Annotated in this window: 21 protein-coding genes and 1 pseudogene; 10 read left to right on the top strand and 12 right to left on the bottom strand. The window is 58.2% G+C overall.

The genetic code is table 11. From position 1 onward, the window contains the following. Position 1 precedes the first annotated feature (1 nt). Positions 2-2,356: a xanthine dehydrogenase molybdopterin binding subunit gene (gene xdhB / locus FHT77_RS16465; RefSeq protein WP_183756023.1), complete on the top strand. Its 2,355-nt coding sequence runs from the start codon at positions 2-4 to the stop codon at positions 2,354-2,356. A gap of 5 nt (positions 2,357-2,361) precedes the next feature. Further along, positions 2,362-3,243 carry a xanthine dehydrogenase accessory protein XdhC gene (gene xdhC, locus FHT77_RS16460; RefSeq protein ID WP_183756022.1) on the top strand — a complete coding sequence of 294 codons (882 nt, stop codon included), beginning with the start codon at positions 2,362-2,364 and terminating at the stop codon, positions 3,241-3,243. On the opposite strand, the gene FHT77_RS16455 is transcribed toward xdhC, so the two are convergent. Next, a complete protein-coding gene (locus FHT77_RS16455) occupies positions 3,183-4,127 on the bottom strand; it encodes a LysR family transcriptional regulator (RefSeq protein ID WP_183756021.1) in 945 nt (314 codons plus the stop codon). The genes xdhC and FHT77_RS16455 overlap by 61 nt on opposite strands. Before the next feature lie 137 nt (positions 4,128-4,264). Between FHT77_RS16455 and FHT77_RS16450 the strand changes: the two genes are divergently transcribed. Beyond that, on the top strand, positions 4,265-5,506 hold the full coding sequence (locus FHT77_RS16450) for a urate hydroxylase PuuD (RefSeq protein WP_183756020.1): 1,242 nt from the start codon (positions 4,265-4,267) through the stop codon (positions 5,504-5,506). Beyond that, positions 5,503-6,849: a guanine deaminase gene (gene guaD, locus FHT77_RS16445; RefSeq protein ID WP_183756019.1), complete on the top strand. Its 1,347-nt coding sequence runs from the start codon at positions 5,503-5,505 to the stop codon at positions 6,847-6,849. The genes FHT77_RS16450 and guaD overlap by 4 nt, the downstream gene beginning before the upstream one ends. 15 nt (positions 6,850-6,864) lie before the next feature. Here the strand turns inward: guaD and bhcR are convergent, their stop codons facing one another. The 3 genes and pseudogenes from bhcR to FHT77_RS32260 all read right to left on the bottom strand — a co-directional run bounded on the left by bhcR (position 6,865) and on the right by FHT77_RS32260 (position 9,441). Continuing rightward, on the bottom strand, positions 6,865-7,719 hold the full coding sequence (gene bhcR / locus FHT77_RS16440; RefSeq protein ID WP_183756018.1) for an HTH-type transcriptional regulator BhcR: 855 nt from the start codon (positions 7,717-7,719) through the stop codon (positions 6,865-6,867). Between the two features lie 271 nt (positions 7,720-7,990). Further along, the gene (locus FHT77_RS16435; protein ID WP_183756017.1) at positions 7,991-8,206 is read right to left on the bottom strand and encodes a hypothetical protein; all 216 of its coding nucleotides are present in this window, start codon (positions 8,204-8,206) and stop codon (positions 7,991-7,993) included. 194 nt (positions 8,207-8,400) lie between these two features. After that, positions 8,401-9,441 (bottom strand): annotated as a pseudogene (locus tag FHT77_RS32260) (DUF4105 domain-containing protein). Between the two features lie 230 nt (positions 9,442-9,671). On the opposite strand from FHT77_RS32260, the gene FHT77_RS16425 reads away from it, so the two are divergent. Continuing rightward, positions 9,672-10,334, top strand: a complete 663-nt coding sequence (locus FHT77_RS16425) for a hypothetical protein (protein WP_183756016.1) — start codon at positions 9,672-9,674, stop codon at positions 10,332-10,334. A gap of 105 nt (positions 10,335-10,439) precedes the next feature. Here the strand turns inward: FHT77_RS16425 and FHT77_RS16420 are convergent, their stop codons facing one another. The 6 genes from FHT77_RS16420 to FHT77_RS16395 form a co-directional block, all read right to left on the bottom strand. Beyond that, entirely contained in the window at positions 10,440-12,197 is a 1,758-nt protein-coding gene (locus FHT77_RS16420) for an adenylate/guanylate cyclase domain-containing protein (protein ID WP_183756015.1), read from the bottom strand. A 247-nt stretch (positions 12,198-12,444) separates the two neighbouring features. Then, the gene (locus FHT77_RS16415; RefSeq protein ID WP_183756014.1) at positions 12,445-12,756 is read right to left on the bottom strand and encodes a hypothetical protein; all 312 of its coding nucleotides are present in this window, start codon (positions 12,754-12,756) and stop codon (positions 12,445-12,447) included. Positions 12,757-12,920: 164 nt separating this feature from the next. After that, a complete protein-coding gene (locus tag FHT77_RS16410) occupies positions 12,921-13,166 on the bottom strand; it encodes a hypothetical protein (protein ID WP_183756202.1) in 246 nt (81 codons plus the stop codon). Continuing rightward, a complete protein-coding gene (locus FHT77_RS32255; protein WP_409527461.1) occupies positions 13,091-13,276 on the bottom strand; it encodes a hypothetical protein in 186 nt (61 codons plus the stop codon). The genes FHT77_RS16410 and FHT77_RS32255 overlap by 76 nt, the downstream gene beginning before the upstream one ends. Positions 13,277-13,581: 305 nt before the next feature. Continuing rightward, on the bottom strand, positions 13,582-14,808 hold the full coding sequence (locus tag FHT77_RS16400; RefSeq protein WP_183756012.1) for an HlyD family secretion protein: 1,227 nt from the start codon (positions 14,806-14,808) through the stop codon (positions 13,582-13,584). Then, positions 14,801-15,274, bottom strand: a complete 474-nt coding sequence (locus FHT77_RS16395; RefSeq protein WP_183756011.1) for a hypothetical protein — start codon at positions 15,272-15,274, stop codon at positions 14,801-14,803. Before FHT77_RS16395 ends, FHT77_RS16400 begins: the two co-directional genes overlap by 8 nt. Before the next feature lie 224 nt (positions 15,275-15,498). Here FHT77_RS16395 and FHT77_RS16390 point away from each other — a divergent pair, with 224 nt between their 5' ends. Further along, complete coding sequence (locus FHT77_RS16390) at positions 15,499-15,816, top strand: hypothetical protein (RefSeq protein WP_183756010.1); 318 nt, start codon at positions 15,499-15,501, stop codon at positions 15,814-15,816. A gap of 680 nt (positions 15,817-16,496) precedes the next feature. Then, positions 16,497-16,751: a hypothetical protein gene (locus FHT77_RS16385; RefSeq protein ID WP_183756009.1), complete on the top strand. Its 255-nt coding sequence runs from the start codon at positions 16,497-16,499 to the stop codon at positions 16,749-16,751. A gap of 342 nt (positions 16,752-17,093) precedes the next feature. Here FHT77_RS16385 and FHT77_RS16380 read toward each other — a convergent pair whose 3' ends face one another. Then, positions 17,094-17,474 (bottom strand): hypothetical protein, encoded by a 381-nt coding sequence (locus FHT77_RS16380; RefSeq protein WP_183756008.1) that lies wholly within the window; start codon positions 17,472-17,474, stop codon positions 17,094-17,096. Positions 17,475-17,687: 213 nt separating this feature from the next. Between FHT77_RS16380 and FHT77_RS16375 the strand changes: the two genes are divergently transcribed. The 3 genes from FHT77_RS16375 (at position 17,688) to FHT77_RS16365 (ending at position 21,168) form a co-directional block, all read left to right on the top strand. Next, positions 17,688-18,182, top strand: coding sequence for a ferritin-like domain-containing protein (locus tag FHT77_RS16375; RefSeq protein WP_183756007.1), 495 nt, complete (start codon positions 17,688-17,690; stop codon positions 18,180-18,182). A gap of 734 nt (positions 18,183-18,916) precedes the next feature. Further along, on the top strand, positions 18,917-19,393 hold the full coding sequence (locus FHT77_RS16370; RefSeq protein WP_183756006.1) for a Crp/Fnr family transcriptional regulator: 477 nt from the start codon (positions 18,917-18,919) through the stop codon (positions 19,391-19,393). Between the two features lie 587 nt (positions 19,394-19,980). After that, entirely contained in the window at positions 19,981-21,168 is a 1,188-nt protein-coding gene (locus FHT77_RS16365) for an ATP-binding protein (RefSeq protein WP_183756005.1), read from the top strand. A gap of 617 nt (positions 21,169-21,785) precedes the next feature. On the opposite strand, the gene FHT77_RS16360 is transcribed toward FHT77_RS16365, so the two are convergent. Beyond that, positions 21,786-24,107, bottom strand: coding sequence for a multicopper oxidase family protein (locus FHT77_RS16360; protein ID WP_183756004.1), 2,322 nt, complete (start codon positions 24,105-24,107; stop codon positions 21,786-21,788). Between the last annotated feature and the right edge of the window lie 339 nt (positions 24,108-24,446).

Genomic DNA, 24,446 nt, shown 5'->3' with positions numbered 1-24,446 from the left:
GATGAACAAGCACACTACCGAACTCAAGCTCGAAACGATCACGGGCGGCGTCCATTCCAGCCCAAGGCACGATTCCGCTCACAAGCATGTCTCGGGAACCGCTGTCTACATCGATGACATCGCCGAACCCTTTGGTACCCTGCATGCCGGCCTCGGTCTTTCGAGCGTGGCGCACGGCATCCTGACGTCGGTGGATCTTTCCGCCGTGCGTGCTGCCGCGGGCGTGGTCGCTGTCCTGACCCATGCGGATGTACCCGGGGTCAACGACATCTCCCCCTCCTACATGAATGACGATCCGGTGCTTGCATCAGGCAAGGTCGAGTTTTATGGCCAGCCGATTTTCTGCGTGATTGCCGAAACACGCGAACAGGCGCGTCGCGCCGCCCGTCTGGCAAAAATCGAGTATGAGGAACTGCCGGCCGAAATCGATATCTGGGATCTGGACGTGTCGAGCCATCGCCAGGTCGTCACGCCGCTGACCCTTGAACGCGGTGATGCAACGACTGTCCTCACTGGCGCCCCACGACGAGTGACCGGTCGCATGCGCCTCGGCGGTCAGGACCATTTCTACCTCGAGGGCCAGGTATCGCTTGCCGTTCCCGGTGAAGACGACGACGTCATCGTCTATTGCTCAACCCAGGGGCCGAGCGAGACGCAGCATATGATCGCTCATGCACTTGGCGTGCCGAGCAACGCAGTGACCGTCGAGGTACGACGCATGGGTGGTGGCTTCGGGGGCAAGGAAACCCAGGCCAACCAATGCGCCGCGATCGCCGCCATTGCTGCCAAGAAGCTGAAGCGCGCCGTCAAGATCCGCCTCGATCGCGATGAAGACATGGTTGCCACCGGCAAGCGGCATGATTTCGCGATCGACTACGATATCGGCTTTGATGACGAGGGTCGCATCCTTGCCGTCGATTACACCTTTGCGCTCCGGGCGGGTTTTTCCGCGGATCTTTCCGGGCCGGTCGGGGACCGTGCCCTGTTCCATTGCGACAATGCCTACTTCCTGCCGCACGTTCGCGCGAAGTCGGCCCCGCTCTACACCAACACCGTTTCCAACACGGCTTTCCGCGGCTTCGGCGGCCCGCAGGGCATGGTGGGCGCAGAGCGGGTCATCGATGAGATCGCATTTGCGGTTGGCAAGGACCCGCTTGAGATCCGCAAGCTGAATTTTTACGACCCGATGGGCGCTAAGGGCGAACGCAACCTCACCCCCTACCACCAGAAGGTGGAGGATTGCATCATCCAGCGCATCGTCGCGGAACTGGAGGAGAGTGCTGACTATGCCGGACGCCGGCAGGCAATCCAGGAGTTCAATGCCAGGAGCCGCTTTGTCAAACGCGGCATGGCTCTCACTCCGGTGAAATTCGGGATCTCCTTTACCAAGACGGAGTCGAACCAGGCAGGAGCTCTGGTCCACGTGTATACCGATGGCTCGGTGCACATGAACCACGGCGGCACGGAAATGGGGCAGGGCCTCCATCTGAAAGTGGCGCAGGTCGTGGCGGAGGAATTCCAGATCGACCTCGACCGGGTGAAGATCACGGCAACGACGACCGCCAAGGTACCGAACACCTCTCCAACCGCCGCTTCGTCAGGCGCGGACCTCAACGGTATGGCGGCGCAGGACGCCGCACGCCAGATCAAGGAGCGGCTGATCGCGTTTGCGGCGGAGACTTACAAGGTTTCGCGCGACGAGGTGCTGTTCCTTCCCAACCGCGTGCGCATCGGCGCTGAGGAAATTCCCTTCCCGGTGCTCGTCAAGAAAGCCTATATGGCGCGCGTCCAGCTCTCTGCAGCCGGTTTCTACAAGACGCCCAAGATAAATTGGGACCGCTCCAAGGGTCGTGGTCACGCGTTCTACTATTATGCCTACGGCGCTTCCTGCTCCGAGGTCTCCGTCGACACGCTGACCGGTGAATATATCGTCGAGCGCACCGACATCCTTCACGATACCGGGCGCTCGCTGAACCCGGTCATCGATATCGGCCAGATCGAGGGCGGCTTCATCCAGGGCATGGGGTGGCTCACGACGGAGGAACTCTGGTGGGACGGAAAGGGGCGCCTGAGAACCCATGCGCCATCGACCTACAAGATTCCACTTGCATCCGATCGGCCCAAGGTCTTCAACGTAGAACTGACAGACTGGTCACAGGCCTACGAGCCGACCATCCATCGTTCGAAGGCGGTCGGTGAGCCGCCGCTGCCGCTCGGGCTTTCCGTGCTTCATGCGCTTTCGGACGCGGTGGCAAGCGTTGCCGACCACCGGATCTGCCCGCGCCTCGATGCGCCTGCAACGCCTGAGCGGGTGCTGATGGCGATCGAGCGCGTCAAGGCAGGGAAAAAGGGATAGGACCGATGCTTGGAGCGCGCGAAAATATCCGGGATTTTATCCGACGCGAACCGGCATCTATCCTCATCGAGGTGGCAGGCGCTGCAGGCTCCACGCCGCGCGACACCGATGCCTGGATGCTCGTTTCGGAACGGGCAACCTTTGCGACCATCGGCGGTGGCCAGCTCGAACATATGGCCATCGATCAGGCACGCCGGGCATTGCGCCTCGGGATCCCGGCTGCGGCGATGAATGTGCCGCTTGGGCCGGAGATCGGCCAGTGCTGCGGTGGTCGCGTCAACCTTGTCTTCACAGTGCTCAACCCTGATGTCGCCAGGGACCTCATCGCACGCAACGACCGTGACATCGCAACACGCCCTCATGTGTATGTGTTCGGCGCCGGCCATGTCGGCGATGCACTCGCCTATGTGCTGTCGCTGGCACCGCTTCGCGTCGTTCTCGTGGATACGCGGGAAGACGAGCTCAGTGCCTCGACCGCCCCTCACATCGAAACCTGCCTGACGGCCGTGCCAGAAGCCGTGGTGCGTGATGCACCTGCCGGCAGCAGTTTCGTGATCCTCACACATGATCACGCCCTGGATTTCCTGATTGCTGCCGAAGCGCTCCAGCGCCCGGACGCCGCCTATGTCGGCATGATTGGCTCGAAGACGAAGAAGGCAACATTTCGCAACTGGCTGTCACGCGAGGTCGGTGCCCCAGAACTGCTTGCCAACCTCGTCTGCCCGATTGGCGGAACGGCAGTTAAGGACAAACGTCCGGCCGTTATTGCGACCCTTGCCGCCGCAGAAATCACGACTGCGGCGCTCACCTGGTCGGCGTCGCGAAATCAGCCGGCAACTGCCTCAACAGCCGGTTCCTCTTCGAGCAGCTTTCCGATCAAGCGCTGACAACGATCAGCCATGAAATCGATCATCAGCCGGACCTTCGGGTCCTGAAAGCGTTTGTGCGGATAGATTGCCGCGAGTTGGACAGAGGCTGGCGGGCTATCCTTGAGGATCTCCACCAGGCGGCCTGCATTGAGATCGGCCTTTACCTCGAAGAGCGGCTTGTTGATGATGCCGCGACCCTCCAGTGCCCATTGCGTCAGCACATCGCCGTCGTCACTGTCATAGGGGCCAGCCACATCGAACTTGCGCGGGCCGTCGGCGGTCACCAGCATCCAGAAATATTCCTTCGAACCCGGATAGCGCAGCAAGAGACAGTCGTGCTTGTCGGCGATCAGCGCATCGGCGTTTTCGGGCAGGCCGCGCCGCGCGATATAGGCCGGAGAGGCACACAAGACGCGCTGGCAGTTGAGGATGCCGCGCATGTGCAGGTTCGAATCCTCGAGCACGCCAAGCTTGAAGGCAACATCAACACCTTCGGCAAGGATGTCGACATTATGGTCCGAAAGGCGCACCCGCACTTCGATATCCGGGTACTTGTCATGGAATTCCGGGATGCCGGATGCGATCAGCCTGCGGCCAATGCCGAGCGGCGCGGTAATTCTGAGCGAGCCTTTGGGATTGCGCGACAGATCCGCGATTGCTGCCTCTGCCTCATTCACCGCTTCGATGATCTTGACCGCCCCTTCGTAGAATACGCGGCCATGCTCGGTCGGCGACAGCTTACGGGTCGTACGGTTGAACAGCCTGACGCCGAGGTGGATCTCCAGTTCCTTGATGCGATTGCTGGCGACCGCAGGGGTCACGCGCTGGTCGCGTCCCGCGGCTGAAAGTGTACCGAGTTCGATCACCCGGACGAAGACACGCACATTGTCGAGATAGGACATGAGAGTTTTTACCACACCGTTGCGCGAGGGGCACCGGCGCGATCTTATAGATTTTTTTGAAAGTGTTCGAGGATTAACCGGGATTTTCGGGGAAGTCGCGCGATGGCAGAACCGTACTCAAGAACTGGGAGGTCCCTATGTACGAATATGCTATCGCGTGGGATTGGCTGACGTTCGCCGTCCGCTGGCTGCATGTGATCACGGCGATCGCCTGGATCGGATCGTCTTTCTATTTCGTCGCGCTCGATCTTGGCCTGAAAAAGCGGCCCGATCTTCCACCGGGCGCGTTCGGGGAGGAATGGCAGGTTCACGGCGGAGGCTTCTACCAGATCCAGAAGTATCTCGTTGCGCCCGCCAACATGCCGGACCACCTGGGCTGGTTCAAATGGGAAAGCTATGTCACCTGGCTTTCCGGCTTCGGCATGCTCTGTCTCGTCTATTATGCCGGCGCCGACCTCTACATGATCGACCCCAACGTCCTTGATGTATCAAAGCCTGTCGCGATCGCGATATCGCTCGGTTCGATCGTGCTTGGCTGGATCACCTACAATGTTATCTGCAAGTCGCCCTTCGGCAATGACAATACACGACTGATGGTGGCGCTGTACTTCATCCTGGTCGGCGTTGCCTGGGGTTACACCCATCTCTTCACGGGTCGCGCTGCGTTCCTGCATCTCGGGGCCTTCACCGCGACGATCATGTCCGCGAACGTCTTCTTCATCATCATTCCGAACCAGAAGATCGTCGTCGCCGACCTCATCGCCGGCCGCAAGGCCGACCCTAAGTACGGGAAGATCGCCAAGCAGCGCTCGACGCACAACAATTACCTGACCCTGCCTGTGCTGTTCCTGATGCTGTCCAACCACTATCCGTTGGCATTCGGCACCCAGTTCAACTGGATCATTGCTTCTCTCGTCTTCCTGATGGGCGTTACGATCCGCCATTATTTCAATACCCGCCACGCCAATGCAGGCAATCCGACATGGACATGGCTTGTCACAGTGCTCCTGTTCATTGCCATCATGTGGCTCTCGACGGTCCCGAAGGTGCTGACGGGTCAGTCGGAAGATGCCAGGATCTCGGCCAACCAGCAGCCATTCATCGCCGCTCAAGCCTTTCCCAAGGTCCGCGACACCGTGATGGGACGCTGCTCGATGTGCCACGCGAAGGAGCCGGGTTGGGAGGGCATCATCGCGCCGCCAAAGGGCGTCGTGCTTGATACGGACAGGGACATTGCCGCCCATGCTCGCGAGATCTACCTGCAGGCTGGCCGCTCGCATGCCATGCCCCCGGCCAATGTCACGCAGATCTCCGACGAGGAGCGTCGCCTCCTTGTCTCTTGGTACGAAAGCGCCATCAGCGCGGAGAAAGTTCAATGAACGACATTCTTATCCGCGGCCGCGTGCTGACATTCGTCGCCGAACCCAAGGGCATCGATGACACATCGTCCTACCGCTATATCGAGGATGGCGCAGTTCTTGTGCGAGGCGGCAAGGTGGCAGCGCTCGGCTCCTACATCGAAATCAGCAGAGAGGCAGGCGCCAATCTTTCGGTTGTGGATCACCGGCCGAACCTCATTCTGCCAGGCTTTATCGATACGCATCTGCACTTTCCGCAGACCCAGGCAATAGCCTCCTATGGTGCGCAGCTGCTCGAATGGCTGAACACCTATATTTTCGTCGAGGAGCAAAAGTTCGCGCGTGCCGCTCACGCAGCAGAGGTGGCCGACCGTTTCATGGACGAACTGCTTTCAAACGGCACCACCACTGCTGTCGCCTACTGCTCGGTTCATCCGGAAAGCGTCGACGCTTATTTTGCAGCAGCTGAAGCGCGTGGCATGTGCGTGATCGGCGGCAAGGTGATGATGGATCGCAACGCGCCGGACGAACTCCGCGATACACCGCAGCGCGGATATGACGAGACGAAGCAGCTCATCGGGAAATGGCATGGCCGCGGCCGCGCACGCTACGCAATCAGTCCGCGGTTTGCCATCACCTCCACACCTGAGCAGATGGACATGAGCAGGGCGCTGGTTGCCGAGCACCCTGATTGCTACGTCCAGACGCATCTCTCCGAAAATCGTGATGAAATCACCTTTGCCACGTCCCTTTATCCCGAAGCGAAGGATTATACGGATATTTACGCGCGGTACGGCCTGCTGAATGATCGCATGCTGCTAGGCCATTGCATCCACATGAGTGATCGGGAGGTCGGCGCTCTTTGCGAAACAGGTGCGGTCGCCGTCTTTTGCCCGACATCGAACCTCTTTCTTGGATCAGGGCTGTTTGACGCTGCGCGTTTCGACAAGCTTGGTGGGCGATGGTCCGTCGCAACCGATGTCGGGGCGGGCACAAGCTTCTCTATGCTGGAGACAATGGATGAGGCCTACAAGGTGCTGCACCTGCAGGGTCAGCGGCTCACTCCGCTGAATTCCTTCTACCGCATGACGCGGGGCAACGCTCTCGCACTCGGGCTTGAACGATCAATCGGCTCGCTCGAGGCTGGCGCCGATGCCGATATCGTCATCCTTGATTCCAGGGCGAAGTCAGCGATGGAATATCGCATGCATACCGTGACATCGCTTGCCGAAGAACTCTTCATTCTCCAGACAATGGGTGACGACCGCTGCATCGCCGAAGTCTACGTCGGCGGCAGGCCGATGAAGGCAAAGGTCCGAAAGGAAAATGCGTCGAAAGCACCCCGGACGCTGGAAACGGCCTGATAGTCCGGTTTCGGCTCAGCCCTGGCTGGCGACATCTATCGACAACAGGGGCCGCGATCGGCCCCCCATTGCTTTGGTCAGGCCCTTGGCCGCCGCAAGAACGAGTGGGCCGACCGCCTCGAGCTTGTTGTCAGGCATACGGACGGCCGGCCCCGAAACGGAAATGCCTGCGACGGCTTCGCCGTATTCGTCGAAAATCGGCGCCGCTACACAGCGCATGCCAAGTGTGTGCTCTTCGTCATCGATCGACCAGCCACGCAATCGAATCCCGGAAATATCCTGCAGCAGCAAGGCCAAGCTGTCGCGGGTCTTGTCAGTGAACCGTTCGAGCGAGCGGCCGGAAAGCAGGGCTTCGATCTGCTTGTCCGGCCACGTCGATAGGATGGCCTTGCCAATCCCGGATGCGTGGATTGGCCCGCGTCGGCCGGGGCGAAAAAAGGCGCGCATTGGTGCGTGGCTTTCCACCTGCGAGATGAAGACGACGTCGCCATCCTCTTCGATGGCGATATTTGCCGTCTCGCCGCACGCGCCCATCAATTGCTTCAGAAACGGCCGGCTGATCGTGCCGAGCTTGCGAAAGCGCATGTAGGCCGTCCCGATCTCGAAGGCTTTTACGCCGACCGTCCACGCACCGGTCTCACCGTCATGGGCGACCATGCCATGCTGGGCGAGGGAATTGAGAAGTCGGTGCACAGTGGAGGTTGCCATCCCGGACTGCTCGGCGAGTTCGCTCAGAACAGCCCCATCACCCTCAGCCACGAGTTCCAGAAGTCTAAGGCTGCGGTCGAGCACCTGGACGGATGATGAGGCCGCGTCTTTCAAAGGCTTCCGGCCGGGCCTTCCTCTCGTCTTTTCTCTGTCGCCAACCATAACGCAATCCTCCTGCAGCCGCCGATGTCGGACGTTCAATAAATCATTCTCGATCTTTTGGAATAGGTGAGGACACCGACCTTCAACGAAGGCATCTATGGGAAATGGTGAAGTTTTCCAAGGCATAGATCATCTAGCCTCGGTGGCGCGTACGGCTCCAGATGAGTGATTGAACCATCATGCAATAGCTCATGACCCGCGCAATCTTGAGTTATAGAGATGGTGGCCACACACTTTTGGCACATGCTCGGTGACTTTGAGGCTCGGAGCATCACCAGTTGCCCGGGTCTGCAGTATGATCGAGACGGGCGAAATCATCTGCCGTTTGCCGATCAAGCACCAGATCGGTGGTGATGCTTGTCTCATCAGTGACCGAATAGCGCAAAGGCAAGGGCCCATTGGCCAGCCCTTGATACATGAGCAGGGCTGCTTCCTCAGCGGTGTCAGCCTCGATTTGATCCATGACGATAACAGTGAACTTGTGCATGTCCTACCTCTTGGTTTGTGCAGGTTACGACAATCAACCGGCGGCTTTTCACTCTTCAGCAAAGAGCTTGCGCTCGTACTTGTGCGATATGGTGGCAACGTCGGTGAGGTATAGCACGAGATTGTGACGTCGTATCCGCTATCGGCTTAGATCGGCGTTTTCCACGTGCGATGAAAACACGGGATTTTTGCCATTCATCGCTGACCCTCCGGCGCTGGCGAAGGTACGCCGCCGCGGATCGACTTTGAGAAGTTCGGCGACAATCCGTCGGCCCGAGCCCGCTCGCCGATATGAGCGACGGTCCTGAGTTCAGCAAGCGACACTGAGGTATCCACCGGGCCGCGATCATAGGCGAAGTCGGGAAGATAGCCGTTGACGATGAGACGCCAGTCGAAGGGAACCTTGTCTCCAACCAGGCGCATCATCTTGACGACCGTCGTCGTGCAGTTGCTCGTGATCGAGTTATAGAACGCCGGCGTCGCTGCGAGGGCATTGGCGTCTGCAACATAATCCCGCAGGAGTGCCCGCGCCTGTTGCGGAGATGCTTTCAGGCGGTAAATTTGGACATCTTCACCACGGAAGTTCGACCGGACGCCCACAACATCCCGCTCGTCTGCGGCGATGATCACCAGAGGATGCTCTTAATAGATCAGCAAGCGGCGAGAACGCGCCTCCAGCCCGGCGGCGGACTTCGATCGACCACGGAAGCTGCTCACCTCCTTCAAAACCGAAGCTGAAGATCACGTGCGCAATCTCTGGCCCCGCCCAATAAGACATGAACAGGTCGACCATCCGGAGCTTGCTCATGTCATAGGTACGCGTCGTCCATCGCTCAGTGAAGTCGGTGCTGCTACGCCACTCGAACTCGCGGACATTGGTGAGCGTCAGCAGATCGCCGTTGCCTGTAACCTGTCGCCCGACGTCGGCTGCCTGCGTCCGCGACGGGCTTGATCGTATTCCACCGGTGCCAACAAAGCTGCAAATGTCAGGATTGCCTTGTGCCGCCAGGAGCCCAACAGCGCGACGATCGTGAAAACTCCGAAAAGAGCGAACAGCACGGCGGCAAAACCTCTGGCGACGTCTGATGCCGGAAAGCGATACCATAATGCGAGCGAGGCCCATGCGGTGGCCAAGGCTACGAGGATTGCTACTAAAACAGCCAGAACAGCCCAAGCCAAGCGGCGGAATTCTCCATCTGTCGATCTCTGTTCGATTGAGCAGGAAGGATCTTGCATCACGCTGGCCGCTGACATCAAGCCGCGCCACAAGAGCTTATCCCAACAGCAGCTTCAGACAGAGACCTTTCTGAATGAAAGGGGGGCGTCGTCGCGTAGACTTTCCAAATTCACGATTGGCGACATATCATTCGAAGGCGCATTGGGCGCGATGGTGAGATTCGCTGAAGCCTTAGCGAGAAAACAGGAGCGGGCTATGACGAGCATACGAGTTTCGCAGGACGTCTGATATGGCCGCGACTTCACGCCCGAGAACAACCGGTGTGCGGCAGTTCCTTGATCCTGAGCAGCAGCGCGATTGGATAGCGGGCAAGATCGAGCTGCCGGACGTGGGCGAGCGCCCAGAGTCCCTTGAACAGCGCTTCAAATATGTCGCTCGATTTGAGAAGCTCCTCAACCGCCCGCAAGCGGGGGAACTGCTGGAGATTGTCGGGCTATACGGCCCAAACTGCATTCCGATGATCCGCAAGACCGAGCGCTACTACTGGTCGGTTTCCTGTCTGCCATCCACCTTGGACAAGCCGCTTGTCCGCGTCAATGCGAGCTGGATGGAGCTCTTTACGCTCTATGCCCACGGTGACGATATCCGCGCCAGGTTCATCGTGCATCTTTCGGATTTCACGATAGATGGTTCAGCAACGCCGAGCCAGGTGGATGAACACTTTCTCGAGCAAAGTGTGGCGATGCCAGAGCATGTCAGTTATTTCTTCCCGCGTGGTGCAAACATTTTCGGCATCAATGTGCAAAGCTCTTTGTCGATCCGCACATTCCTCACGAGCCGCCGTGTCCTGGCCGCTATTCGCACGTTCAACCTGACGCACATGAACAGGGGGCGCAACGCCTATCAGGCTAGCCACTGCTACAGCGTGGCGGATTACATGCAGGCAGAGTGAGGGCTTTCTTGGCGCCATCCTGGCGAACGACGCCTCTGCCCCCAGCCGGTGGGCGCCGGCTTGTCGATCTTCCCATTCCCCAAAAGCGGAAATTACTCCAACCTGTCAATTCAGGCCGGCACGGGCAAGTCCCTCGATCAGGCGCGCCCGATCCTCGGCGCGGACGAACGAGGATGTTGCTCCGATCGCGTCCCGTGAGATGTCAGGGACCAACCACTTGAGTTGTCCGAGCAGGTCCGTGGCAGCCTCCTGATTGTCCAGAAGTCCGGCACAGGCAGTACCGATGACCAGCGGAACCGCGTGGCCGGACCGCAAGCGATGAGCCTCCCGTGCGTACTTCAATCCAAGCTCGTAATTCGCTCCCTGGAAGTAAGCCATGGCGTAGTAAAACTGAAAGTCGCCGAGAAACGCCTCCCGCGGGCTCAGTCTGAGGGCATAGTCGATGCAAGGAATGGCATCCGCCGCACGGCCCCCATTGGCATGCGCAAGTCCCAACTGGCCATGTGCAAACGCGGAGTTGGGGTTGATCGCCACAGCCTGGCTGATCGCTGCCGTTGCCAGGTCATTGTCGCGCGTCGCAAAGGCTATCATCGCCTGCGCAAGGTAAACCCACGGTTCCTTATCGTCCGCGGCAATGGCTTGTTGGACGATATCCCTGGCAAGGGCCAGGGCGCATCCCATGTCCTCCCACCCTTGGAACGCACGCCATATCGTAATCCAACCTTTCATGGCGAGCGCCTGGGCATAAGCGGGAGCCAGTCCGATTGCCCGATCGAGCAGGGGGAGCATCTTCCGGCTGCTCTCGTCAGACAACTGGGAACACAGGAACACTGCCCGCACGACACATTCCCAGGCATCCAGGCCATGATTGGGCTTGGGGCTTTCGCGGGCATGCTCTGCGGCTAAGAGTTCGGGTCCGATGCGGCCGACGACGCTTGCGGTGATTTCGTCCTGAATGACGAAGATGTCGCCGAGGTCGCCGTCGTACCTCTCGGCCCACAGATGGGCTTCGGAGGCCGCATCGATAAGCTGCGCGGTCACCCTAACGCGGTTGCCGGACTTGCGGACACTCCCTTCGAGAACATAGCGGATCCCGAGCTCGCGTCCGATGGCGCGCACATCCACGGGCTTTCCCTTGTAGGTGAACATCGTGTTGCGGGCGATCACGAAGAAGCCCTTGAGCCTGGATAGCGCGGTGGTGATGTCCTCGGTGAGCCCATCGCTGAAGAAGTCCTGCTCCGGTTCGGCGCTCATGGCGTTAAAGGGCAGCACGGCAATGGATGGTCGGTCCGGAAGTGCGGGGCTGGGTGATGCCGTTCGTGCGGTCGTCCCTTCCAGAAGGGGACGGTACAGTCGCACCGGCCGCTCCATGTTCTTGAGCGCGCGTTCGCCGAGGTACTCGTATTCGCAGTCAAGCTTGCCCTGGAGGTGATCGTACGCCGTGCCGGAAATGCAAATGCCGCCTGGATCCGCCAAGGTCTGGAGACGGGCGGCGATGTTGACGCCATCGCCGTAGAGATCCCCATCAACCTCGTGGATCACATCACCGAGATTGACGCCGATCCGGAAGATGATGCGTCGCTCCGTGGGGATATTGGCCTGGTTCTCGGCAACGTCCTTCTGGATGGCAACCGCGCACCCGACTGCATCGACGACTGAGCCGAACTCCACGAGCGCACCGTCGCCCATCAGCTTGACAATACGGCCGTGATGCTCGGCCAGCAGCGGATCGATCACCTCCCGGCGCAGAACCTTGAGGGCCGACAAAGTGCTGGCCTCGTCATGTTCGACGAGGCGGGAATAGCCGACGACGTCAGCGGCCACGATCGCGGCCAGCCGCCGCTCTGCTCTTGCAGTTGCCATGGCTGTCTCCCCTCAGGAGATCGGCCGGATGAAGCCCAGGCGATTGAAGACATGCACCATCCGGCTGCCCGACACCGCGACCGTGCTGGCTCATGATACCACTGAGACGGTCATGTGGCGACGATTCACGAGAGGGTCGTCTTCAACAGGAACAGGATCCGCGAAGCGAAATATCTGCTGCGGACCAATGGAAGGATGTTTTTCTTCCGCCGTTGGCGGCCGATGACCGTTGATTGGCTGATCTCACTCAAGGCCGCAGTCGTGCCACCTGCTCGCCAGTCTGGGCATCAAAAAGGGCGAGATCGACCACGAAGTCACCCGACCTGGCAGCGAGATCGAGGATGGTCGCTGCAAGTCGCACAGCACAGAGAGGGTTGACCGACAGATCGATCGTCTCGCTGCTGGAGAGGGCAAGGCGGGTGACCAGATCGCCCTTTTCCGTTGGGGCGAACATTCGGAAGCTATCAACTTCCAAAAATGCGTCTGCGTCACCTTCACTCGATGGAAGTTTTTCGTCAAAGAGGCGGGCAAACTCTTCCTTCAGCTTAACCGACAACATTTGCTTTCTCCAATGAATGAACAAAAGGGCAAACACCTCTGCCCGACGAGAAAGGCGGCGACGCCTCGGCTGGCGTTGCTAAGCCAGCAATAACATTGCTGCTAACCGCATTGGATTGAAACGCTTCTCACAAAGCGGACATCATCTAAGGTGCCGGGAAGCGCTCAAGTCTCTGGTTTGTCGTGGTCCTCTCCCAGCGCCACAAGCGACGCCTTGATCCAACCAGCAAAAGCGCGCACCGCAACCGAGGACAGTGTTGTCTTCGGCAGAAGCAGGTGAAACGCGTGGCGGACGATGGGCCGCAATTCACCCAGTCGCGGTGCCAGCCAGTAGGTCATGAAGCCCTGCGCCGTTCCAACATTGACGATATCGCTTTCCGACCGCTTGCTGATTTTGGTGGTAGCACGCAAGGCCCGCCCGAGATTGCGAGATGGTGGTGCTCGCCAACTCGCGTCACCTTCACCGACCGCTGCAGGCGCTCAAACAGGATCGTGCCCAGGAACTTCTCAAGCGCCTGCATATGCTGGCCGACGGCGACGCGCGAGACGTTGATGTCGGTTGCTGCCTGGTAACGCTGAGGTGGTGCACAAATCATCCGATTCGAGAACCTGAATCAAAAAACGGGCGACGCGCTTTAGTTTAGTTTAGTTCGGCGCGACGGGTAGGATTTGCGTGTCGTCCCGACCTCCATGTTCGCTTCCGGCGGCCCATCGCCAGCATCCCTGCGCGGGGGCCGACCCCGCTGCGATTGCAATTTCACCAGCAGGCCAGCCGTGCCGCCAAGGACGTAGCTGTCGCCGCCATTGTCAAACCCCCGGCGCGCGATCAATGCCCCGAAAACACCAGGGTCTGTACAGGGAGGAGCAAGGCTTGGATGCGCAGGATCATCGCGTGCACGAGACCGACGGTGTCCACCACATGCAGGAAGATCCATTGCATGGTGCCGATATTCTTGTCGGCGAGTGCGTCGTGGTTATTCGTATAGGCGTTGGCAATGCAGCTGCTGCCGGGTGGAATGTCATCCAGCCCGCCTTCGAACAGCGGCTGCAGGAAGACGGTAAGCGTTCCCGGCTGCGCCAGTTGCTGAACATCGAGAAGCTGATCCGTCATTCGCAGTTGCCCTGCCGCGATGACATCCTGCACCTCGGTCACAACGAGCGGAATGATAGTGAACGGCTTTCCGATGCAGGTGGCCTCGGCGATCATCCCTTGTTTCATGACCTGTGCTTCGATCTGTCCAAAGCCTGCGATCAGCGTGCCTTTGCCCGCTGTTGCCGGCACGAGAATGCCAGCGGGTCTGATCATGGTGTTGACGACATCACCCGGCCGCAGAGTGAATTGTTGAACCGTGCCAGCGACCCCTGCACGCACCAGTGTCTTGTCCAACTCCACCTGTGCCTGCGCAAGCGCCGCTTCCGCGCTCGCTTTCTGTGACGGCAGAAGGTCTGCGATCTTGGCCTGGAGGGTATCCTTTTTGGCGATTGCAGAACTGAGCGCACCCTTGCGGCTTTCGACCGTGTTGGCGAGGCGATCGACCTCGCGACGGGCAACAGCATCCCTGGTCAGGAGCTGGGCCTTCAGTTCATATTCGTCGATCGCAACCTGAAGCGCACCTTGGGCTTCCTGGATCTGACCGTCTGCTGTCACCAAGTCCGTTTGCGCGACCTTGGCTTCGGCATCCAGTTCCGCGATTTTCCGCCGCGCCGTCTCAAGCGCTGCCCTTTGCTGTGAATCATCCAGCCGGAAAAGCGGCGCGCCAGCTTCAACTTTCTGATTGAGGCCGACAAAGACCTCATCGACGCGTCCGACCGTTTCCGGCAGGATCGTCACCGTGCGGAAAACCGCCGTTACGTTTTTCGTCGAGGGATGGAAATAGAAGATCAGCGTGATCAGCGATATGGTGAGCATGAGGCATGCTGAAATGCCCCAGCGCAACTCGTACCACATGGTATAGAGGTTGATCTCATAGCCAATTCGCTTTCCTTGGACATAGCGCCGGTAGAGGTAGTCCGGGAAGATTGTGAGAAGCGAGCAAAGCATCAATTCAAACATGTGCCGATACCTTCGCCTCGCCTTGGGGCTCGCTCTTGGCAGGCTCTTCAGGCTTCGCATGCGCTTCTTCGGATTTTGGCGGCTGGTCACGAACCAAGGCGGGGTCGTCGGTCGTTTCAACCGTGCGGCCGGAAAGCTTGCCGAGCGATTGAGCGATCGAGTAGAGTGGCGTCGAAAAGTCGGGGATGTGTATGAAGGCGAGCAGCAAACCCGCGATCCAGAACAGGTGGTTGTGCGTGAAGAGCGAAATCAGCGCCAGGACCGCGACCACTTCCATCTGTACCTTGCTGGTGCGATGCGCCATGCGCTCGGGAACAGCGTGAAGCTGGAAGTAGAGATTACCGACGATCAGGATCATCAGGATCAGGAAGACAACGACGCCGACGAACAGGTAGTCGGTCTGACCGGAGGGCGTGATGAAGATTGGCAAGTGCTCGGTAGCTGCCGGATGGAGATCTTGCGCCATCGGGACTTCCTTTATGGCGGTTAGAACAGGCTGAAACACTCAGATCGCGCTACTCACACCTTACAGTGAACCCATGCGTCTTTCTCGTAGTATCGCGTAAACTACGGAGTGCGACGGCCGGCCAGAATGGCGATTTGCGTGGAAATCCTTCATTTCGTCCGAAGCCGCGCTGCAAGTATGGTTGCATTGGGTCGCTCTTTCACTTGACTGCAAAGGGTATATTTTTGAAGGACTGGTTGAGGAGGTCCACGCAAGAGGAAATCGCGCCGGTCGTCGTAGCCGGTTTTCAGGGGATCTTCAGTAATGTTTATACGTCTCGCCTCACCTGCGCGGCTTGGGCTTTGCTGCGCATTTTTCCCTTTTCCATTGCCGCCATTACCTTTGGCAGGTCTGCAGCCGAGGACAGCGGGGATAACACACGGATATCGGACCTGGAGCGGCGGGTCGATGGCATGCAAAAGCGCCGCCTGATTCGTATCCTGGTATCCTTCAGCAAGACAATCTGCTTCATCGACCGCGGCGAACAATCGGGCAGCGCATAACCGAACAATTGCTCAACGGCTGGATTGGCGCTCTGGATGATACGTCGCTCGTTGATGGTAATGATGCCATATACTACGGTTTAACAGCTTGAGCGCGTGACCGGCTCTCATCCGTTCGGCTTCCGCTTCCTTTCGGCGCAGATGTCACGCATGATACCCGCAAAAACGGAGCGTCCCTTGTCCTTCATACCGCTGGTCTTTATCACGGGATATGACCCGGACGTGATCCCTGATGAGTTTGCGAATATTATTCGTCTACAAAAACCGATTGCGCTGCGTGAGGTCGTGGAGGCGGTATGTGGGCTCTAACGTCGGAGGCCGGGTGACCGCTGTTGGCGCTTCTCTGCATGACGGTAATCGGCCCTATTGCGAACATTGCTAAACACCGTTGCTGCTCCGATTGCTGTCCAATTTAAGGTCGGCTAACGGGCCGGCCGGAAGCGGCCCTCCAGTGCCAATGATATCCGCAATCTTGACACCCTGTTGTAAGAGACGACGGAAAGAGACCTTAAAGGTAGGACCTTGGTCTGAGGTTGCACCCGACCAAGGCCCGTACGGGGAACGAATAACCAACCTCCGAATTAATATGTCGGCGACCACGGCGGTCGCGGTGCAATGGTTTTCGTTGAAAATTCAATTCGCTTTACGATTTTGCGCAGATACTACGGAGGAATTCCCACATGGCTGATCGTGGACCAACAGTTATCAATACAGGCGGAAGTGGCAATGGTGGATGGGCAGTTGCCATCATTGTTATTGCCGTGGTTGTCATTGGCGGCTTGCTGATGTTTACCGGCGTTATCGATATCGGCGGCGGCAAAGGTGGTGGCGCTGACGTCAATGTCAACGTTCCGGCAGTCGAAACCCCATCTGCAGACAAGCCCGCAACATCGGCAGACAAGCCTGCAACCGCGCCTGCAACGACGCCCCAGTAAGGGGCTGCGCCTAAAGATCCGGCGGATCGCACCGCCGGATCCTGACTGAAATTGCCTGGCTTACATGTATGGGCCAAACGGGGCTATTGCCTGTTTCCGTCCCGTGGACACTCCCCAATTCACGTCGAAGCTACGATAGAGAGGCGAGGGACCGTCCCGTCCGTCATGACGGGATAGTGTTCCCTCAGAGGCGAGGCATAGGTTTGCCAATCTAATATGGGCGGCCGCTATAGGTGTCACAACATCATAGATCGAAATGCGGGTTCCCCTGACCGGAGTACCGCGTGAGATGCGTCCGGCCATGGTCCCGCTACGAGAACAATTGCAAATTGGCCCAAGGAATCAGGTCAGATCAGCGGTCTTGTGGTCTTTGGTCGAAAGCTTTGTTTTCGTCTCCTGTTGAAGGATGAAAACCGCTTCACCATAGATCTCTCGCCGTCTCTGCTCCCGGTCACTTGAGAGGCGCTTTTTGTCTGTCGCCGTCAGGCGGGCAACGCTTTGTTGTCGCGGATCTTCATTCTCCACCAGATCGATCAGCAGGTTTCGCATAGCACCGTTGAATTCCCTTAGATCTCTCAGTTCCACCATAAGCGGTGATTTGAGCAGGCTGCGAGCGACGGCATCGTCAATTTTCTTTTCAACAAGGCGAGTTCTGGCCGCAAAATAGCGTCCAATGAAGACAGCGCATGCAATGACGCAACAAGCCAGGGTGACGTAGAACATTGGGCCTCCAATCTCACTGTAGATTGGGCACAGGCGCCAAACATTCAATATGCCGTCAGAGAACTGTGGCGGGTGTGGCCAGCGGTAACGGCGGCCCGTCTGTGGTCGCCGTGCGGTTGTTGTCCCGCAAGTCCGCGTGTCAGGCATGGCGCTGGAACGAATAGGCTGCTGGAGACTTTCTCCCCTACGTTTCATATGGCACGGAGAGCATTGATGAAATCACTCGCTGAAATTTTCGAGCACACGCTGCAGGATCTCTATTTCGCTGAGAGCGCCATCACAAAGGCGCTTCCAAAGGTCGCCAAAGCAGCGAAAAGCGCTGAATTGAAAAAGGCGGCCGAGGAACACCTGTCGGAGACGAAAGATCAGATAAAAAAGCTGGAGCAGGTCTTTAAGTCTATTGGCAAGACGGCATCTGGCGAAAAATGCGACGCGATTGAAGGCCTTATCAAAGAGGCGGACGGTTTGATGAAGGAAGCTGAAGGTACCGCTTTGGACGCCGGTCTTCTGGCCGCCTGCCAAGCCGTCGAGCACTACGAGATCGCACGCTACGGCTCGCTGCGCGAATGGGCCAAGGACCTCGGTTACGATGAGGCACACAAACTTCTGAGCGAGATCCTCGACCAGGAGAAGGCGACGAACAACAAGCTTACCAACTTGGCGGTAACGTCGATCAACAAAACCTCGACGCATTCAAAGGCGGCCTGACAAGATAAGCGCTGCCCTTAGGACTGCAACACCCCTTGTAACGTTGGTTATCGGGGGTATTGCCGAGGAGGCGATCTCTTCGGAAGACCTAAGCTGGTTCGATTGCCACTCTCCTTCCCAGGAGCCGCCCGGCTGCCGCCATCAGCGCATAAAAGGAAGTCCCAACCTGGCCGGTCTGGCATATCTTGAACAGGGGCTTTCATGAAAGCGGGTCTTTTCCCAATCTCGGCCAGTATATCCAAAGGGCCTGTCCAACGTTCTGCTGCAATCGAGATAACGCAAGACCTCGCGGCGGCCGCACGGCCGCATCCGTCAAGTTATCGGCAACGGGATGCCGGTGGAGTTTCCGAGCGTCTTGGACGCGGTTGTGTTCGGCTGAGATCCAGCGGGCGATGGTGTTGAAGGATGCGAGCTGCCGAGATCTGAGGTCGACTTTAGCTGGAAGTCGTATCTAGCCAGATCGTTACAGGCGTTGGACAGTTCCACCCGCATGTCTGCGCCGCAGATGCCACTAGCAACCGAAACGATCGCGTCAGCTTGATCGATATTCTCGTCGATCTCGGCCGGAAATCCAGTCGCCGTGTCGATAACGGAACAAGATCCGTGGTCGCCTGTGCGAACGTGATATGGAAACCGGTGCTCGCCCATGGGACTGAAGTCCGATGCGGGGCACCCAACTTGCATTGGCTCCCGATATTCCTATGCTGAAGAGCAGGAGGACTAGAGGAGGCCCCATGTTTTTGCGTGATGAAGTAGAAATGTTACGACGGGTACCGATCTTCTCGACGATCGATCCCGCAAAGCTGAAGCTTCTAGCTTTCACATCAGATCGTAAGCAGTTTCCATCTGGAACAGCGCTTTGCCGTCAAGGCGATCAGGGCGACGCAGCTTTCGTAATACTCACCGGAAAGGCGGAAGTCTTTGTGCATTCTCCAGCGGGTGACGTAAGGGTTGCCGACGTGGAACCGAACTCGATTGTCGGCGAAATTTCGATCCTATGCGACACCCCAAGAACGGCCACCGTCAAGGCCTCAAGCGATGTCGAGGCGCTCCGCATCAGCAAGGAAAACTTTCTGAAGCTGCTCAGCGACTTCCCACATCTGGGCGTTGGCGTGATGCGCGTTCTCGCCGATAGGCTTGTTCAGACGACCAGTGAGTTGACTGCAACACGCTCCAAGCAACAAGACGAGACGGAACTGGAAATCGGGTAGGCCACCCCGTTCTGCTGGACAAGGCTGGCCGGACGCTGGTCTCGCAGTTACACGCGTTCAGGCCACCATCTGGCAAGCGCTTACGCATTTTCGCTTCCCCGCGTGGTTATGGCTTTCATGGAAGCCCCTAAACCGGATGAAACGCCGCCAACGCCCGATTGCCTTCGACAGGCATTGGCAGCGTTTCCGCCCATTTGGGCATGCGCAGGCTATGAGAGAATGTTAAAAAAGGAATACGTCAGGTACCGCTTTCCTTCCGTAACGAAAGCTGTTCGTGGGCCGGTGTGGCACTAATGCGACGATCTTCCCCGCACGGGCGACGATCCTGTAATAGATGCGAGGTAGAGTACCTGAAGTGGCTCGGGCCTCTGTTCTCCGTTGTCCGAGGACCCAGACAACGCGAATTCGGCGCCACAGCTGACTTATGGCGAGACCCTGTGATCGTTCGTGGATAAAGCCCGCGCCGTTTGGGGGCGATCTGTCGAGCAAAATATGAGCTCCCATCGCGACAGGAACCGCAGACTTGCATTATAGCGATCTTACGTTAATTTATGTAAATTCGATAAACCAGGCTAAGATGACTCAATATGGATCCCAGGCTCAATCCCTATGCACCTGGTGCAGGTACGCCCCCGCCAGAATTGGCGGGGCGAGATGACCTGATCGAAAGAGCGGCGATAGCGCTTGACCGCATCCGCGCAGGTCGTTCCGCCCGCAGCGTGATTCTCTATGGTCTACGAGGTGTGGGCAAAACAGTGCTGCTGAACCGCATTCGGCTCGACGCGGAAGCACGTGGAATCGCTAGCGTGAAGATTGAAGCACCGGAGGAGCGGTCTCTTCCGGGCTTACTCGCGCCCGCTTTACGAGCGACCTTGCTTCGTTTGAACCGAGGAGAAGCCGCGAGGGCGAGCGCCCAGAGAGCTTTACGTGCACTGGCGGGATTCGCAAAGGCTCTCAAAGTAAAATATCAGGACATCGAGTTGGGACTTGAGCTCGATCCTGAAGAGGGAGTTGCCGACAGCGGTGATCTGGACAACGATCTAGTGGAATTGCTCTCCGCGGTTGGCGCGGCGGCTGCCGACAGAGATACAGCGGTGGTGTTATTTATTGATGAACTACAATATGTGCCGGAGGACCAACTGGCTTCCCTGATCACAGCTTTGCATAATGCTAACCAAGATCAATTGCCCGTCACGATGGTAGCTGCCGGGCTGCCGCAACTTCTTGGCCACACAGGGCGCGCCAAATCATATGCAGAGCGGCTCTTTGAGTTCTCGCCCGTGGACAGACTAGACGATGCCGCTGCCCGCGCTGCACTTATCGTTCCAGCCGCAAAGGAAGGAGTGGAGTATGAGCCGACGGCTGTTGACGAGATTCTCGACCAAACGCGCGGCTATCCTTATTTCCTCCAGGAGTGGGGGAAGCATAGCTGGAACGTCGCTGATATGTCGCCAATCGAGAGGTCAGATACGCAGCGAGCTACCGTCGACGCCTTGGCGGAGCTTGATGCTAGCTTCTTCCGAGTGCGGTTCGATCGACTGACGCCCGCAGAAAAACGCTATATGCGAGCGATGGCAGAACTCGGCGCGGGACCGCACCGATCCGGCGATATTGCCGACGTCCTCGGACGACGAGTCACAACTGTCGCCCCAGTCCGCAACGCGTTAATTGCCAAAGGCATGATTTTCAGTCCTGCCCACGGTGATACCGCGTTCACTGTGCCGTTGTTCGATGGCTTCATGAAAAGGATCATGCCAGACATTGATCATCTGTGAACACAGCATCGCCACTTACTCTTTCTTCGTTCTTTGATCAGACTTGGATACTGCGATTCCATCGCCAACAAGCGCAGCTCGCTCCATGAGGGTTGGGACGGCTCTTTCTGACTATGCGGTATCGCAACTCGGTTTGGCGCCAGCGACAAGCCGCTGACCTCGAACATGCCGACGCCCAGAAGCTGAAGCGGGTCACGCCTTGTTCAGGCGCGATGTACGGAGGACTGGTTGGCCGAAGCCGGCGAGATCCGGCGCATCGCGCGACAACCTTTTCGGTCGGACGGAATTCTAAGTGGAGGCAAGTGGTCAGGGAAGCGTGACGGAATGCGATGCTAAATTCATGGTGTATATGCGCCATACGAAGCGGCGCTCCCCTGAACTGCAACAGCGGCGGGGGCAATACCAGAACCGTAGGCACTCTACCCCCGCAAGGCAAGTTTGGTTGTTCGAAAGGCTTTCAACCGAGACGTACGGCTAACCCCTTGAAAGGAAAGGAAGCCTGACCGTCCATCACGCGATGGCATCGTTGATATCGCGACGTCGATGGCAATGGCGAGAGCAGTCTCCCGCAAGCGCAGAGCCAACGATCTAGCTGGTCGCGCGATCGCTCCGCCCCATCACGGTTTGGGTGCCGTCTCCAGCTGGGCTTCAACCTGTGTCTGGGTATTCTTCCATCCTCTTGGTGCGCCTTCTGGCAGGATTTCCGGCGTGGTGAAGAAGACGCCATCGGGGGTCGGATTTGGCGTCGGCGTCACTGCAGACTGCGGGGATCCCGGAACCCCAGTCAGCAACTGAATGCGTGCCAGCATGGCGAAATCTTCGTGCACCGTGTTGTGGCAATGGTTCACGTAGGACCCACCAAACTCGCCGAACTGGATCTGAAACGTCACGCTGCCGCTTTCTCCAAGCCGCCAGACGTCCTTCCGCTGCAGGTTCTCGGTCGGTGGCGGCGTTTGACCGTTACGGAGCATCGTCACACCCTCTTCGAAATGCAGGTGGATGGGGTGATCCCAGCCGCCGCCACCATTCTTGTAGGTCCAGTGCTCTACCTCCCCAGCCTTCGGCACGAGCAGCGAAATCCGGTTGGCGTTCATGGAGTGGGACGACTCGCCATTGATGCGGATCGTCCAGGGAAAACTCACATACTCTCCACAATCCGGCGTGCAGCCATTCGGCCCACGCGAGTCTCCGGTCCCCGATTTGCCGAATTCGACCATGCGCGTGCGCACCGGCGTCACGATCGGAATTTGTTCCGTGAGCGTTGCTGGAACCTGGCTCTTGTCGGGATCGGTGGCGCGAAGAATGACGCCCGGGACATCGACGCTTTCAACAGCCCCGACGATGCGGAACTCCAGCATCGGCCCAACCACCGGATCCTCCGACGTGCCCTTTAGAGCCTTCGACAGACTGAGCTCTTCCTTGAGCCGTCGTCCGTCCTCGTGACGAACATGATTGACGACCCTGATGCGATCGCCGATCTTGAAGCCAGAGAAATCGACAACGAAGTCAAAGCGCTCGCCCATGCCTTGCACTGGCAGACCCGGCATCCTTATTGGATTGACAACAAGGTTGCCATCATTGGCGATGAAGGTGATGGGAACCGGATTACCCCTGGCATCGGCCAGTCCGAGCTTTAGGAAGCGTGACATGCACGCGTTCAGGACGCGGAATCTGTACTTGCGTGGCAGCACCTCGAAGAAGGGTGCGAACCCGAAGTTGACGAGCGGGACGTCGCCCAGCATGCCGTCGGTGTCGAAGATGTCGAAGTAGAGCTGACCGCCGGCGTCGCAGGCGCAGTCCGAGAAGATCAGATTGACGTCGAAGTCGGTATTACCCCATCCGAGAAGCTTGCCGCTTGGCAGGCGCAGATTGACGCCGTCATTCAGCTCTTCATTGCCCCGGTCCGGGCCGCTGTAGTAATTGATGGCGCCAAGGTTGCCCTTGTAGACGTTTTCCGCCGTGAAGAAGAAGCGGTGGTCGTGCGCCCACATCGTTCCCTGCAGCTCGCGGAAATCACCAGCCACATTGACGAGGCCGAAATTGTCGTCGGGACCGGAAGCACGCGGGTCGCCGGCCTGGGTATTGATCTTGTCGCGCCGCGCCAGCGCCGTACTCCAGCGGTAGTCGTAGAACGTACCGGGGAAGTGATGCACATTCGCGGCTCCGTCGCTTTCCGCACCGTTATGAGCGTTATGGAAATGCAACTGGGTTTCATTGCGCCCGAAGCCGTTGTTTGCCTTCCGGTCGGTCGGCAGATCATTGTAGATGCGCGTGATGATCGGCTCGCCGTAGCGCCCCTTGATCAGGAATGGCGGCAGAGTGCAGTTGCCGCTCCGTCCTCCGCCATAGGTCCAGCAGCTATCCGGATGTTGAAGCGGGAAATTGTCGTGGAAATAGCCGCCCGATCCCTGCGCAACTTGACCAAGCCGCATGATGTAGCCGACCTTGGGGAAGAACTCGTCCCATCGCTGGTGGGCGAAGACCTCGCCTGGCGGCCGTCCCTCGATCGGTCCACGATAGGTAACGGGATTGATGAATTCCCTGTTGGACGGATCGGCGGAAAAATCCGTGTGATAGGAAAGCCGCTTGGCCGGCCGCTCACCAAGGCCGGGCGGAAAGGCCGCATGGCCCTCAGCCGTCCGTGTGATCGGCAGTGGTTTGAGATGGTTCAGCCGATGCATCGGCTGAGAAAACTTCTGGATGCCGAACAGTGGCGTCCTTGGCGTGCCGGTCGGAACCGCCGCATAGGCGCTCTTTGCAAACGGGCTTAGCCCATTCTTGCAGGCGAGATAGCCGCTTGCTGTGAAGATGCCCCATTTGAGCAACTCTCGCCGGGTGACTTCTCCCTGGTTGAGAGCCCTGACGATCTCCGCGCGATTTTCTCGTGCAAGTTGTGCTTCTCGCTGCCTGATCCTAGATGCGTTGCTCAAAATATACATTCGACCAGCCCCCAATCAAATGTAATCAACCCTTCAACGTAGAAAGAGTTGAGAAACACTACACTTTAAAACTCAAAATAACAAATTTTTACTACTCGATCACAAATATGTTACAGTAATTATCGGGAAAGATATTCCGGAGATATGTCTATCCGCAAGAAAATAATGAGCTATTAATCAATAACGGCCTGCCATGGCACGCCGCGAAATAAGTCATTCACATGAAGACGGTAAAAGCGTCTGAGCTTCAGGCTCCGAGCATGCCCGATTGTGGCAACTGCTAACGACTGTCTAAGGGCCATGCTCAAATGGACATCGCCGCCGATTGAAAGCTGCAAC

This window comes from Rhizobium sp. BK181 (genome assembly GCF_014193305.1).
Lineage (GTDB): Bacteria > Pseudomonadota > Alphaproteobacteria > Rhizobiales > Rhizobiaceae > Rhizobium.
The sequence above is the reverse complement of the archived record's forward strand: the minus strand, read 5'-3'. Positions and strand labels throughout refer to the sequence as shown.

Excerpts from the sequence above, each read along its gene's own strand:
- xdhB (WP_183756023.1), top strand. The coding sequence starts at position 2 with ATGAACAAGCACACTACCGAACTCAAGCTCGAAACGATCACGGGCGGC.
- FHT77_RS16370 (WP_183756006.1), top strand. The coding sequence starts at position 18,917 with ATGTTTTTGCGTGATGAAGTAGAAATGTTACGACGGGTACCGATCTTC.
- FHT77_RS16380 (WP_183756008.1), bottom strand. The coding sequence starts at position 17,474 with ATGTTCTACGTCACCCTGGCTTGTTGCGTCATTGCATGCGCTGTCTTC.
- FHT77_RS16360 (WP_183756004.1), bottom strand. The coding sequence starts at position 24,107 with ATGTATATTTTGAGCAACGCATCTAGGATCAGGCAGCGAGAAGCACAA.
- FHT77_RS16385 (WP_183756009.1), top strand. The coding sequence starts at position 16,497 with ATGGCTGATCGTGGACCAACAGTTATCAATACAGGCGGAAGTGGCAAT.
- guaD (WP_183756019.1), top strand. The coding sequence starts at position 5,503 with ATGAACGACATTCTTATCCGCGGCCGCGTGCTGACATTCGTCGCCGAA.
- FHT77_RS16455 (WP_183756021.1), bottom strand. The coding sequence starts at position 4,127 with ATGTCCTATCTCGACAATGTGCGTGTCTTCGTCCGGGTGATCGAACTC.
- FHT77_RS16425 (WP_183756016.1), top strand. The coding sequence starts at position 9,672 with ATGGCCGCGACTTCACGCCCGAGAACAACCGGTGTGCGGCAGTTCCTT.
- FHT77_RS16450 (WP_183756020.1), top strand. The coding sequence starts at position 4,265 with ATGTACGAATATGCTATCGCGTGGGATTGGCTGACGTTCGCCGTCCGC.
- xdhC (WP_183756022.1), top strand. The coding sequence starts at position 2,362 with ATGCTTGGAGCGCGCGAAAATATCCGGGATTTTATCCGACGCGAACCG.
- FHT77_RS16400 (WP_183756012.1), bottom strand. The coding sequence starts at position 14,808 with ATGTTTGAATTGATGCTTTGCTCGCTTCTCACAATCTTCCCGGACTAC.
- FHT77_RS16365 (WP_183756005.1), top strand. The coding sequence starts at position 19,981 with ATGGATCCCAGGCTCAATCCCTATGCACCTGGTGCAGGTACGCCCCCG.
- FHT77_RS32255 (WP_409527461.1), bottom strand. The coding sequence starts at position 13,276 with ATGCAGGCGCTTGAGAAGTTCCTGGGCACGATCCTGTTTGAGCGCCTG.
- FHT77_RS16420 (WP_183756015.1), bottom strand. The coding sequence starts at position 12,197 with ATGGCAACTGCAAGAGCAGAGCGGCGGCTGGCCGCGATCGTGGCCGCT.
- FHT77_RS16415 (WP_183756014.1), bottom strand. The coding sequence starts at position 12,756 with ATGTTGTCGGTTAAGCTGAAGGAAGAGTTTGCCCGCCTCTTTGACGAA.
- FHT77_RS16395 (WP_183756011.1), bottom strand. The coding sequence starts at position 15,274 with ATGGCGCAAGATCTCCATCCGGCAGCTACCGAGCACTTGCCAATCTTC.
- FHT77_RS16375 (WP_183756007.1), top strand. The coding sequence starts at position 17,688 with ATGAAATCACTCGCTGAAATTTTCGAGCACACGCTGCAGGATCTCTAT.
- FHT77_RS16435 (WP_183756017.1), bottom strand. The coding sequence starts at position 8,206 with ATGCACAAGTTCACTGTTATCGTCATGGATCAAATCGAGGCTGACACC.
- bhcR (WP_183756018.1), bottom strand. The coding sequence starts at position 7,719 with ATGGTTGGCGACAGAGAAAAGACGAGAGGAAGGCCCGGCCGGAAGCCT.